Origin of the sequence: Janthinobacterium sp. HH106 (assembly GCF_001758725.1) — a bacterium.
Taxonomy (GTDB): domain Bacteria; phylum Pseudomonadota; class Gammaproteobacteria; order Burkholderiales; family Burkholderiaceae_D; genus Janthinobacterium.
Window position 1 is genome coordinate 84,726 of the sequence record NZ_LRIC01000061.1, and the last position, 11,836, is coordinate 96,561.

10 protein-coding genes and 1 pseudogene are annotated in these 11,836 nt (G+C 64.0%); 8 read left to right on the top strand and 3 right to left on the bottom strand.

Annotation, left to right across the window (positions count from 1 at the left end; genetic code table 11):
- Positions 1 to 9 precede the first annotated feature (9 nt).
- The gene (mmsB, locus tag JAB8_RS23875; protein WP_070291716.1) at positions 10 to 915 is read left to right on the top strand and encodes a 3-hydroxyisobutyrate dehydrogenase; all 906 of its coding nucleotides are present in this window, start codon (positions 10 to 12) and stop codon (positions 913 to 915) included.
- Here the strand turns inward: mmsB and JAB8_RS23880 are convergent.
- A complete protein-coding gene (locus JAB8_RS23880; RefSeq protein WP_070291717.1) occupies positions 912 to 1,301 on the bottom strand; it encodes a DUF1090 family protein in 390 nt (129 codons plus the stop codon). The genes mmsB and JAB8_RS23880 overlap by 4 nt on opposite strands.
- A gap of 152 nt (positions 1,302 to 1,453) precedes the next feature.
- Here JAB8_RS23880 and JAB8_RS23885 point away from each other — a divergent pair, with 152 nt between their 5' ends.
- The 6 genes from JAB8_RS23885 to JAB8_RS23910 all read left to right on the top strand — a co-directional run bounded on the left by JAB8_RS23885 (position 1,454) and on the right by JAB8_RS23910 (position 8,238).
- Positions 1,454 to 2,278 (top strand): tetratricopeptide repeat protein, encoded by an 825-nt coding sequence (locus JAB8_RS23885; protein ID WP_175445245.1) that lies wholly within the window; start codon positions 1,454 to 1,456, stop codon positions 2,276 to 2,278.
- Entirely contained in the window at positions 2,275 to 3,276 is a 1,002-nt protein-coding gene (locus JAB8_RS23890; protein WP_070291719.1) for a tetratricopeptide repeat protein, read from the top strand. The genes JAB8_RS23885 and JAB8_RS23890 overlap by 4 nt, the downstream gene beginning before the upstream one ends.
- A gap of 68 nt (positions 3,277 to 3,344) precedes the next feature.
- Positions 3,345 to 4,559, top strand: a complete 1,215-nt coding sequence (locus tag JAB8_RS23895) for an AGE family epimerase/isomerase (RefSeq protein WP_070291720.1) — start codon at positions 3,345 to 3,347, stop codon at positions 4,557 to 4,559.
- Complete coding sequence (locus JAB8_RS23900; protein WP_070291721.1) at positions 4,556 to 5,488, top strand: carbohydrate kinase; 933 nt, start codon at positions 4,556 to 4,558, stop codon at positions 5,486 to 5,488. Before JAB8_RS23895 ends, JAB8_RS23900 begins: the two co-directional genes overlap by 4 nt.
- 263 nt (positions 5,489 to 5,751) lie before the next feature.
- Complete coding sequence (locus tag JAB8_RS23905) at positions 5,752 to 6,204, top strand: hemerythrin domain-containing protein (protein ID WP_070291722.1); 453 nt, start codon at positions 5,752 to 5,754, stop codon at positions 6,202 to 6,204.
- Between the two features lie 393 nt (positions 6,205 to 6,597).
- Positions 6,598 to 8,238, top strand: a complete 1,641-nt coding sequence (locus JAB8_RS23910; RefSeq protein ID WP_070291723.1) for a diguanylate cyclase — start codon at positions 6,598 to 6,600, stop codon at positions 8,236 to 8,238.
- 50 nt (positions 8,239 to 8,288) lie between these two features.
- Here JAB8_RS23910 and JAB8_RS23915 read toward each other — a convergent pair whose 3' ends face one another.
- Both JAB8_RS23915 and JAB8_RS23920 read right to left on the bottom strand, forming a co-directional pair.
- Entirely contained in the window at positions 8,289 to 9,386 is a 1,098-nt protein-coding gene (locus JAB8_RS23915) for a LacI family DNA-binding transcriptional regulator (protein ID WP_083287898.1), read from the bottom strand.
- Positions 9,370 to 11,283 carry a glucokinase gene (locus JAB8_RS23920; RefSeq protein ID WP_070291724.1) on the bottom strand — a complete coding sequence of 638 codons (1,914 nt, stop codon included), beginning with the start codon at positions 11,281 to 11,283 and terminating at the stop codon, positions 9,370 to 9,372. Before JAB8_RS23920 ends, JAB8_RS23915 begins: the two co-directional genes overlap by 17 nt.
- 345 nt (positions 11,284 to 11,628) lie before the next feature.
- Here JAB8_RS23920 and JAB8_RS23925 point away from each other — a divergent pair.
- Positions 11,629 to 11,836 (top strand): annotated as a pseudogene (locus JAB8_RS23925) (carbohydrate porin); the annotation flags it as partial.

Consider the following 11,836-nt stretch of genomic DNA (forward strand, 5'->3'; position numbering starts at 1 on the left):
GAGGCGGCGATGAGCACCAATATCGTTTTCATCGGCCTGGGCAACATGGGCTTACCCATGGCGCAAAACCTCGTGCGGGCCGGCCATGCGGTGACGGGTTTCGACTTGCTGCCGGCCAGCGTGCAGCAGTTTGCCGACGGCGGCGGCCTGGTGTCCGATGACCGGGCGGCGGCGATAGGCCAGGCCGACATCGTCATCACCATGCTGCCGGCCAGCCGCCACGTGCTGGGCGCTTATTTGGGTAACCCTTTGGGCGACGCGGGCATCCTGGCGCAGGCGCGGCCCGGCACCCTGCTGATCGACTGTTCGACGATTTCCACCGAGGCGGCGCGCCAGGTGGGGCGCGCGGCCGAGGAAAAGGGCATGCCCATGCTGGACGCGCCCGTGTCGGGCGGCACGGCGGGCGCCACCAACGGCACCTTGACGTTCATGGTGGGCGGCGAAGAATCCGCGCTGGCGGCGGCGCGCCCCTACCTGGACGTCATGGGCAAGGCGATCTTCCACGCGGGCGGCTCCGGCTGCGGCCAGACGGTCAAGATATGCAACAACATGCTGCTGGGGATTTTGATGATCGGCACCAGCGAGGCGATACGCCTGGGCGTGGCCAATGGCCTCGATCCGAAAGTGGTGTCGGACGTGATGGCGAAAAGCTCGGGCCGCAACTGGACCCTGGAGGTGTACAACCCGTGTCCCGGCGTGGCCGAGAACGTGCCCGCGTCGCGCGGCTACACAGGCGGCTTCGGCGTCGACCTGATGCTGAAAGACCTGGGCCTGGCCGTGGAAAGCGCCTTGGCCAGCGGGGCGAGCGTGCCGCTGGGCGCCTTGTCGCGCAATCTATATAGCTTGCACAGCAAGGCGGGGGCGGGCGCGCTGGATTTCTCCAGCATTTATCAGCTGCTGGGCGAGAAAGCTTAAGGCTGCTGCGCCTGCAGGGCCGCCAATTCGGCCCTGGCTTTTTCCAGCTTGCCTTCCAGCTTGGCGATTTTCTTTGGCTGTTTATTGGCTTCCTGGGCCAGGCGCAGCGAACGCTCCGTCTGGTTCACTTTCGCTTGCGCCTTCAGCACCTTCTTGTTGTGGCGTTCGACCAGCGCGTTGTCGCGGCAGTGGGCGTTGACTTCGTCGAGCGCGCGCGTCAGGCCCGCGACCTTGTCGGACAGGCCCTGTTCCTGCGCCTGCTGCAATTCGCTGCGGATGCTTTCGCGCTTGGCGGCGCAGCCGGCCAGCTGGGTGTCTGCGGCGCTGGCACCCACGCAGGCGGCGGCGAGCAGCAGGGTCAAGGCGGTTTTCGATAGAAGGTTCATGGCATTCCTGTGTCAGTGGTGGGCCCGTGCAATGTAAGCCTGCCAACGCCCCCTGTCAAACTTCGCCTACCGTGCGCACCTGTCCCGCATGGCATCGGCTACCATGCGTGTTTTCTTCTTGTCGACACCGCCGCATGACCAGGAAATTACTATTGCTGCTCCCTTTGCTATTGCCGCTGCCTGTACTGGCGCAAACCTCGCCTACCTTGCTCGATCTGCAGCTGATCGCCATCAAGGCGCGGGCCGATGCGGCCAGCCATAGTCCGGAAAGCATCGCCGAATTTGCCGAAACCCGGCGCGTGGCCGAAACGGGCGACGTGGAGGCGCAGCTGGAGCTGGCGCGCATGCTGCAGCTGGGCGTCGGCGCGCCGCAAGACACGGCGCACTCGATGGCCTGGATACGCAAGTCGGCCGAAGGCGGCTATGCGCCGGCGCAGGCAGCTTTGGGGCTGGCCTACACGGTGGGCGGCAAGGTGCCCATCGACCGCGTGCAGGGAGAGTACTGGCTGCGCAAGGGCGTGGCGCAGGGCGACGCGCTGGCGCAAACCATGCTGGCGCTGGAATTCATCGATGGCAGCAGCCCTGCCGAAGAACAGGCGCTGGCCATCATCTGGCTGAAGAAGGCCGCGCTCGAAGAACACTTTATTCCTGCCTATAATGCGCTGGGCGAGCACCTGATGCGCGCAGCCGCCGATGAGCAGGAGCGCGGCGAGGCCTTCCGCTGGTATGACAGATCGGCGCGTGAAAAGGAACCGGCCGGCATGCGCAACCTGGCCCGCGCGCACGAGCTGGGTCTGGGCGTGGCGCAGTCGGACAAGCTGGCCCTGGTCTGGTACGAGCGGGCGGGATGGAGCGGCGACTTGCCCGCCATGCGGCGCATGCTCGACGTGTACGTGAAGGGTGAACTGGGACAACAGGCGAATGCCGAAGACGCCGCCGAATGGCGCGCCAGGCTGGCGGAAAGCGAGAAGAAATGAAGACCATCGTATTGTTATTGACCCTGGCGCTGGCGCAGCCCGTGCTGGCGCAGCCTGCGCCCTCCAAAGAACCGCGCCAGCATCCGGCTCTGGCCGAATTCGATATGTCCGGCCTCGACGACATGCGCGCGAAGGTGCAGGCCGTGGTCAACCGCCCGGCCGACCTGTCGCCGGAAAAAATCACCGCCTACGAAAAGACGCGCCGCGCCGCCGAAGGGGGCGATGCGGCCGCCCAGCTGGAGCTGGCGCAGATGCTGCACGAGGGCGAGGGCACGCCGCGTGACGTTGACGCCGGCCTGGCGTGGATGCGGAAATCGGCCGAAGGCGGCTATGGCCCGGCGCAGGCATTCCTGGGCGTCGCCTATACGCTGGGGCAGGGCATACCCATCGACCGCAAGCTGGGCGAATACTGGTCGCGCAAGGGCGCCGCGCAAGGCGTGGAACTGGCCAACTTCATGGTGGCCCAGCACTTTGAAAACATCCACAGCAGCGTGGCAGAACAGGCGCACGCGCTGCACTGGCTGAAGTTCTATGCCGAAAACGGTTTCATTCCCGCCTACAATGAAATCGGCTACCGGCTGATGATGACGGCCAAGGACGAGACGCAGCGCAAGGAAGCGTTCGGCTGGTACATGCAGGCGGCCAAGGCGCTCGATCCGCCGGGCTTGAACAATGTGGCCTATTCGTATGAAGTGGGGCAGGGCGTGCCGCAGAGTGACGAGGCGGCGCTGGGCTGGTATGAAATGGCGGCCATCGCCAAGAGTCCCCCGGGCCAGACGGGCTTCGCGCGGCTGCTGGAGCAGGGCCGCGGCGGCCCTACCCGGCAAGGGCCGGCGCCCCAGCCCTTCGAGTTGTACCTGCTGGCGGCGAAGCAGGGCGACGCGGAAGCCATCGAACGGCTGGTCAAGGTGTACGATAAGGGCGAGCTGGGACAGGCGGCCGACCCGGCCAAGGCGGCGCTGTGGCGTGAAAAGCGCAAGTCAGCCACGCCCCCTTAAGTGGACGAGACGGGGCGGAAACGGCATGCTATCATCATTGTTATCGATAACAATATCATGAGAGACCCATGAATCCCGATTTTCGCTCCAGGGCCATGCTTGAAAAGCACATCCAGCACACGATGCATTTCTACCACCCGCGCGCGTTTGACCCGAGCGGCGGCTTTTATCACTTCTTCCTCGACGACGGCACCGTGTACGACGCTGCCACGCGTCACCTGGTCAGCAGCACGCGCTTCATCTTCAATTACGCCATGGCTTACCTCCATTTCGGCGGCGACGATTACCAGGCAGCGCTGCGCCATGGCGTGGCCTTCTTGCGCGACGTGCACCGCGATCCGGACACGGGCGGCTACGCCTGGCAACTGTCGTGGAAAGACGGCGTCAAGACGGTCGAAGACGGCGCCAACCACTGCTATGGCCTGGCCTTCGTGCTGCTCGCCTATGCGCATGCCTTGCAGGCCGGCGTGACGGAAGCGCGCGCCTACCTGGACGACACCTTCGAACTGATGGAGCAGCGCTTCTGGCTGCCCGAGCACGGCCTGTATGCGGACGTGGCCAGCGCCGACTGGGTCACGCTCGATGGCTACCGTGGCCAGAACGCGAACATGCATGCGTGCGAAGCCATGCTGGCCGCGTTCGAGGCGACGGGCGAAGCGAGATATCTGCACCGCGCCGAGACGCTGGCGCACAACATCACGGTGCGCCAGGCGGGCCTGGCCAACGGCATGATCTGGGAACACTACAAGAGCGACTGGGCTATCGACTGGGATTACAACCTGCACGACAAGAGCAATATCTTCCGTCCCTGGGGCTACCAGCCCGGCCACTTCACGGAATGGGCCAAGCTGCTGTTGATCATGGAGCGCCACGCCAGGTTCATGGCCGGACCATCGGAGTGGCTGCTGCCGCGCGCGCGCGAACTGTACGACACGGCGCTGGCCAAGGCCTGGGATGGCGCGCATGGCGGCATCCACTACGGTTTTGGCCCGCACGATGAAATCTGCGACGGCGACAAGTACTTCTGGGTGCAGGCGGAAAGCTTCGCCGCCGCCGCCGTGCTGGCCGCGCGCACGGGCGACGACGCCTACTGGCAAAGCTACGACAAGATATGGGACTACAGCTGGAAGCATTTCGTCGACCACGAACACGGCGCCTGGTACCGCATCCTGACGCCCGAAAACCAGAAAATCAGCAACGAGAAAAGCCCGGCCGGCAAGACCGATTACCACACCATGGGCGCCTGCTATGAAGTGCTGAACGTGCTCAAAGGTGCCGCATGAGCGCCGCCTTCCCGCTTGAATTTCCACAATTCGTGTCGGCCGGCGAAGCGCTGACGGACATGCTGCGCACGGGCCCGGACGCCTGGAGCAGCCAGGTGGGCGGCTCGACCTGGAACGTGGCGCGCGTGATGGCGCGCCTGGGCGTGCCCAGCGCCTTTGCGGGCGCCGTCAGCCTCGACGTCTTCGGCGATGCGCTGGCGCAAGCGACCGACGCGGCGGGCCTGGACATGCGCTTCTTGCAGCGCCGCGCGAAGTCGCCGCTGCTGGCCATCGTGCATGAACTGCATCCTCCCACGTATTACTTCATCGGCGACGACAGCGCCGACCTGCATTTCGACGCGCCGCAGCTGCCGGCCGGCTGGATGCAGGGCGCGCAATGGGTGCATTTCGGCGGCATCAGCCTGGCGCGCGAACCGCTGGCGGGCAAGCTGGTGGCGCTGGCGCAGGAGCTCAAGGCGGCCGGCGTGAAAATCAGCTATGACCCGAACTTCCGCATCATGATGGATGCGCGCTACGACGCCACCCTGCGCCGCATGACGGAGCTGGCCGACGTGATCAAGGTGTCCGATGAAGATCTGGCGGGCCTGTTCCGCCACGACGACATCGATGGCGCGTTTGCCGTGCTGCGCGGCTGGAATCCGCAGGCCACGTATTTGTATACGCGTGGCGCGCAAGGTGCGGCGCTGTACCGGGGCGAACAGACATGGCAGGCGGCCCCGCCCGCCATCGAGGTGGTCGACTCGGTGGGCGCGGGCGACGCCAGCATCGGCGGCTTGCTGTACAGCCTGATGTACCGGCCCGATGCGGACGGCGGCCAGCACTTGCGCTTTGCCGTCGCGGCCGGAGCAGGCGCCTGCCTGGCGGCCGGCGGCTCGCCGCCTTCGGTGGACCTGGTGGAATCGCTGGCGCAGCGCACGCAGCTGCGTTAAGTCGCATGGCGCGGTGCGCCGGCAGGCAGGCGCACCACGCATATTTTTTACGCAATGCAAAAATTTATCATGGTCAGCTTGATCTGCATCGAAACGCGTTGACCTTCCCGCCAGGCCTACCTTGACGTTGGCAATCCTCCTACATGCACGCCGCATGGCCCTGTCTAGAATGGGGACTTCATTGCACACCTGGAGAACACATCATGGCCACCCAATCCCATCAGGCAGCGTCCGTTTCCCAGCAAAATGCCGGTATGCAAGACATGGATGCGATCGAACTGCTGATGCAAGATCATCAGACGGTGAAGGACTTGTTCGAACAGTACGAGGGGCTCAGCGACAGGTCGCTCGCCAGCAAACGCAAGCTGGCGCTGAAAATCTGCGAGGAATTGAGCAAGCATGCGATGGCGGAAGAGGAAATCTTTTATCCGGCCGTGCGCGAGGCCAGCCGCCTGAATGAGGACCTGATCGACGAAGCCATCGTCGAACATGCCTCGGCCAAGGAATTGATCGCGCAAATCGTCGCCATGGCGCCCGGCGAAGACTTGTACGACGCCAAGGTCAAGGTCTTGTCCAGGCAGATCGAGCAGCACGTACAGGAAGAGGAGGGCGAGATTTTTCCGCGCGCGCGCGAGGCGCAACTCGATCTGCTGGCCATGGGCGGCCAGATCGCGGCGCGCAAGGCGGAAATGCAAGTGCCCGGGATGCAGCCCTGAGCCTGCCTGGCCGCGTGTGACTAGCGCGCTGGCCCTGTCGACGCCCGTTACATCAAGGTAAGCGCCATCAGAGGATGCGTGGCGGGCGCCTGCTGGCGGCAGGCGGTTCGCCGCCAGCGGTGCAAGTGGTGGAATCGTTGCTGGAGCGTACGATATGGCGATGATGTGGGGATGGCGTGTTTATTCAGCGGCGCCAGGGCGCCCTTTTTGCGAGAATAGGCGTAAGATTTGCTCTCTTGCCATGTCAAGAGCCTGTTCTGGGAGTGTATTCATCCGGAGATAGGTTCGAAGTCATGCGCTGACCGATATGCCGTGCTTCCCATTGCCATGCATGGCGCCACTTGGCCGGGTCCTTGCGCTTTACAGAGCACGGGCGCTGAGAAGGAAGTCCGCATGCATAAGATCTGGAAGTTTTTCAATCCCCGGAGCTTCAAATTCAAGATGACTGTGCTCGTGGGCGTACTGGTGCTGTGCGCAACGGGTTCTGTTGCGCTCACATCGCTGTCTGTCGCGCAAGGGCAGATGGTATCCGTCATCGGCAATCAGCAATATGCCTTGCTGACCAGTGCCGCGGCATATATCGACGAAGACTTGAATGCCAAGAAAGCGCTGCTCAAGGTGCTGGCGGAAGGGCTGCCTGCGGATGTGTATGAACATCCGCAGCGGATGCAGGCATTTATAGAAAATCATCCAACCCTGCGCGAGGAATTTTTTAATCTCGTCGCCTTTGATGCTACCGGGAAACTGATTGCCAGCATGAATGACCGGCGCGTGGCTGGCAAGCTCAATTTCGCTGCGCGCGAATATTTTATCGATACCGTGAAGCTCAGGGAAGGCGTGATATCGCGTCCATTCAAGAGCCAGCTGTCGGGCAAGCCCGTTGTGCTGGTAACCGAACCGATCTATGACAAAGCAGGAAAATTGCTGTATGTAATCGCTGGCGGTCTGAATTTGCAAAGCCCGACATTTTTTGGCCAGTGGGAGCAGCTCAAGCCGGGCAAGAGCGGTTATCTGTTCATGTTGACCGACGACGGCACGATACTCCACCATCCGGACCCGGCGCGCGTCCTGAAGCGGGTGCATGATGAAACGGGCGGCGCAACCCCTTCCACCTTGGCCGCATTGCGGGGATTCGACGGTTGGACGCAAGGTAAAACCAAGCTGGGCGTGCAGGCAATTATGACGTACAAGCATTTGCGCGCGGCAGATTGGATCATCGGCGCCGTCTATCCTGAAAGCGAGGCATTCACGCCGGTCACCGATATGTATGCCAAAGTCATCATTGCTTCGTCAGGCGTGGCCTTCCTGGCCAGTTGTGCCGGCTGGATCGCGGTGATGCTGCTCTTGCGTCCCTTGGGCGATCTGGGCCGGCATGTGGCGAGCATACGCTCAGGCAATGCCGATATTGCGGTGTTTGATATCGCCCGTAAAGACGAGTTTGGAAAGCTGAGCCGTGCATTCTATGCGCTGTCGCTGCAGAGGGAAGCGGCGGAAAACAACCTCGCCGCTCTGGCGCGTACTGACATGCTGACGGGCCTGCACAACAGGCGCATGTTTGACGAGGCGCTGGCCGCGGCATTGACGCGTGCGCGGCGCGCTGGCACGGGCCTGGCGCTGGCGTATCTGGATATCGACTATTTCAAAAAAATAAATGACACATATGGGCATGGTATCGGCGATCTGGTATTGATTGAATTTGCCAAACGGCTCAAAGCTTGCGTCCGGGCCTCCGACACGGTGGCCCGCCTTGCCGGCGACGAGTTTGTCATTATTTTTGAACAACTGACGGAGCAGTCCGAGCTTGCGGTACTGGGCAAGAAAATCGTGCAAGGGATGGCCGTGCACTTTGATTGCGGCGGTATCGGTCTGCATGTCACCACCAGTGTCGGCTTGGCGTTCTGCACCCGCGGCGATACGACGGCGGGGGCATTCTTGACGGCGGCCGATACGGCGCTCTACAAGGCAAAAAGCGCTGGCCGCAACGGTTATGCCGTCACTTCCATCGACAGCCCCGCCTTGACCGAGGCGTTGTAGGGCCGGGTGCGCCGGAATGGCGGGTGGTGGCATCGCCTGTTCCGGCAGCGTCAAGGCCTGCGCTGGCCCTGTGCCGTCAGCGGCGCATAGCTGCCCGACGATGCGCGCTCTACCAGGGTAAATTCCATCAAGTGATGCGTGGCGGGCGCCGTCTCCCCGGCGCGGCGCTGGCGTATCTCGTCGATGACGAGCTTGACGGCGGCGCGCGCCATGTCGGCGATGGGCTGGTGGATGGTGGTCAGCTCGGGCCAGACGGTGCTGGCGACGGGCGTGTCGTCGAAGCCGCACACGCTCAATTGCGCCGGCACCTGCAAGCCCATGCCGTGCGCCACGGCCAGGGTGGCGGCGGCCATGTCGTCATTGCTGGCGAAGATGGCGCTGGGGTGCGGTTCGTGCGCCAGCAGCCGGCGCGCCGCGTCCAGCCCCGAACGGTAGGTAAAATAGCCTTGCGCCACCCTGTGCGGCGGCACCTGCAAACCCGCTTCCCGCATGGCGTCCTCGAAGGCCTGGCGGCGCAGCAGGGCGGGCGTGTGCGCCGGATCGCCTTCGATGAAGCCGATGTCGCGGTGGCCCAGCGCGAGCAGATGGCGCGTCATGGCCAGCGCGCCTTCGTAGTCGTCGATGCGCACGGCCGAGACTCCGGGCGAGGGGCGTGCCGTGGCCACGGCGATGGCGGGAATGCCCATGGTATTGAGCTGCGCCAGCACTTCCGGTGAATCGCACAGGGGTGGCGGCACGAGGATGCCGTCCACGCCGGCCGCCACCAGGCAATCGATGCCGGCGCGCTGGCTGTCCAGGTCTTCGCAGCGTTCGAGCAGCAACTGGCCGCCGCCCTGGCGGCACTGGTCCATGGCGCCGACGAGAAATTCGCTGAGGAAGGCCGCGCTGGGGTTGCTGTACAGCAAGCCGATGCGCAAGGTGCCCGTGCGGGCGGCACGGGCCGCCAGGTTGGGCTGGTAGCGCAGGCTGGCGATGGCCGCCTCGACCTTGTCGCGCGTGGCCGCGCTGACGCTGGCGCGCCCGTTGATGACGCGCGATACCGTCATGGCCGATACGCCGGCCAGGCGCGCCACATCGTGCACGGTGGCGCCGCTGGCCGTGTCGGCGGCGGTGTGGGCGGCGTGCGCCGCCTTATTCGAGGTGGCCACCGAATTTCAGCTTGCCGCTGATGCGCATGCCGTGCAATTGACCTTCTTCCAGCTGGGCGGCGCTGGTGCGCTGCGCCGTGTCGCGCCGCGCCAGTCCCACCGACAGGATATCGAGCATCATCAGCTGCAGCAGGCGTACGATCATGGGCACGAAATTGAGATTGCCTTCCGGGTGGTTCAGGGTCAGCAGCACGTCGGCCAGCTTGGCCAGCGGCGAACCGCTGGCCGTGATCGCCAGCACGCGCGCGCCGCAGCCCTGCGCCACCTTGACGGTACGCAACAGGTCGGGCAGGGCGCCCGAGCGGGAAATGACCAGCGCCACGTCGCCCGGCTTGAGCATGGCGGCGCTCATTTCCTGCGCCTGCGGATCGGCAAAGAAGCTGCTGACGATGCCCAGGTTGAGCAGCTTGTGCTGCATGTCGTCGGCCACCACGCGGGCGCTGCCCACGGCCAGCAATTCCACGCGCTGCGCGCCGCGCAGCAGCTCGATGGCCGCTGTCAGCGCCTTCACGTCGAGCATGTCGCGCAGGGCCAGCGCGGCCGAGGCGTTATTGCCCAGCACCTTGCGCGCCAGTTCCGCGTCGGAGTCCGAAATCTCCACGTGGCAGTGGGCCACCGTGATGGCGCCCCCCGTCAGGCCGGACGCCAGCTTCAATTTGAAGTCGGCCAGGCCCTGCACGCCGATCGAGCGGCAAAAGCGCATCACGGTTGGCTGGCTCACGCCGACCCTCTGGGCGATTTCGGCGATCGGCAGGGTCAGCATGGCGTTCGGCTCTTTCAATACCCAGTCGGCCACTTTGCATTCCGATGGGCTCATGCGGCCGCGCGCCTGGCGCACGGATTCGAGCACGGGCGCGCCGGTATGGGCGCGCTTGAGCTTTTGCGCGAGGATGGCGGCGATGCCGAGAAAAGTCGGCAGTTCGGCCGTGATCAGAAACGTGGGGATCTGCGCCAGGTATTCGTTCAGGCGGCCCTTTTGCTCGAAGCGGGCGCGGAACTGCGACCGTTCGAACAGGGGGCCCAGGCGCGGCACGATGCCGCCGCCTATATAGATGCCGCCCAGCGCGCCCAGGGTCATGGCCACGTTGCCGGCGATGGAGCCGAGGATGGCGCAGAAGCAGTCGACCGCTTCCAGGCACACGTCGCATTCATTGTTGAGGGCGCGGCTGGTGATGTCGGCCGCCAGCAGCGGCGGCACGTCATGCCGGCCAGCCCGGTCGGACAGGGCGCGGTAGATCAGTTCCAGCCCCCGTCCGGAGGCGAGGCGCTCGGCCGAGACGTGCGACAGTTCGCGCCAGGCGAAGGACAGCACGTCCATCTCGCGCTGGTCGCAGGGGGCGAAGCTGACGTGGCCCCCTTCGCTGCCCAGCGCGATCCAGCGGTCTTCGGCGGGGATCATGCCCGACACGCCCAGGCCCGTGCCCGAACCAAGCAAGCCGATGACGCTGTCGGCGCGCGCCATGCCGCCGCCGATCTGCTGGCGCTGGTCGGGCCGCAGGTAGGGCAGGGCCATGGCCAGCGCCGTGAAGTCGTTCACCACCAGCAAGGTGTCGAGGCCCAGCGCGGCACGCATCGCCTCGATCGAGAAGAACCAGTGATGGTTCATCATGCGGATATTGTCATCGTCGATGGGATTGGCGATGGCGATGGCCGCATGGCGCACGCGCGCCGAACCGGCGGCGCGCGCCTCGCTGCTATCCATATATGCGGTGATGGCGTCGAGCAGCGACGCGTAGTCGTCGCAGGGCAGCACGGCGACCGCTTCCAGGTGGCCCTGGCGCGTTTCCAGCACGAAGCGGGCATTGGTGCCGCCGATGTCTGCCAGCAGGCGTGGCCCTTCACTGAAACGCTCCGCTGGATCGCTGCCTGCTACTTCCATTTTTTCATCAATTTTCATGGCGGTGCTTTGTCTCGTCTGCGTGCGTGGTCGTGGCCGCGCACTGTCGTTATGGGCAAAAACCAAGGATTTTAATTCGTATACGTGCCGCGTGCCGAAAAATGCGGGATGCCTGCGCAAATGCCTGTCCAGCGTGCCAGATGCGGTGGCGCCAGCGGAAAAAACAGGGCAGTCAACTCGCCTGTCGGTACGCAAATAAAGTGTCGCAGAGTAGTCGTAGGATTACAACATAATATGTTGATATTTGTTCGTAGTATAGTTACTATGTCCCTGCTGGAAAGAATTCTGGCCAGTACATTCGGCCACGAATGACTAGATAAAAAATAACTACTGAGGAGACTTACCATGCTGCATCGCAACATGTTGAAGGCCGTGTTGAAGACACTGCCAGCTGCCATCGTTTTGGCCATCGCCAGCGGTTCCGCTGCCGCCGACCCTATGTACCCATCCGATTCCGAAGGCTTCCATGGCTACCTGCGCGCCGGCGCCGGCAGCAATACCTCGGGCGGCGGCGGTTCGCAAGGCTGCTTCGGTCTGGGCGGCAATACCATGA

Excerpts from the sequence above, each read along its gene's own strand:
- mmsB (WP_070291716.1), top strand. The coding sequence starts at position 10 with ATGAGCACCAATATCGTTTTCATCGGCCTGGGCAACATGGGCTTACCC.
- JAB8_RS23880 (WP_070291717.1), bottom strand. The coding sequence starts at position 1,301 with ATGAACCTTCTATCGAAAACCGCCTTGACCCTGCTGCTCGCCGCCGCC.
- JAB8_RS23890 (WP_070291719.1), top strand. The coding sequence starts at position 2,275 with ATGAAGACCATCGTATTGTTATTGACCCTGGCGCTGGCGCAGCCCGTG.
- JAB8_RS23895 (WP_070291720.1), top strand. The coding sequence starts at position 3,345 with ATGAATCCCGATTTTCGCTCCAGGGCCATGCTTGAAAAGCACATCCAG.
- JAB8_RS23900 (WP_070291721.1), top strand. The coding sequence starts at position 4,556 with ATGAGCGCCGCCTTCCCGCTTGAATTTCCACAATTCGTGTCGGCCGGC.
- JAB8_RS23905 (WP_070291722.1), top strand. The coding sequence starts at position 5,752 with ATGGATGCGATCGAACTGCTGATGCAAGATCATCAGACGGTGAAGGAC.
- JAB8_RS23910 (WP_070291723.1), top strand. The coding sequence starts at position 6,598 with ATGCATAAGATCTGGAAGTTTTTCAATCCCCGGAGCTTCAAATTCAAG.
- JAB8_RS23920 (WP_070291724.1), bottom strand. The coding sequence starts at position 11,283 with ATGAAAATTGATGAAAAAATGGAAGTAGCAGGCAGCGATCCAGCGGAG.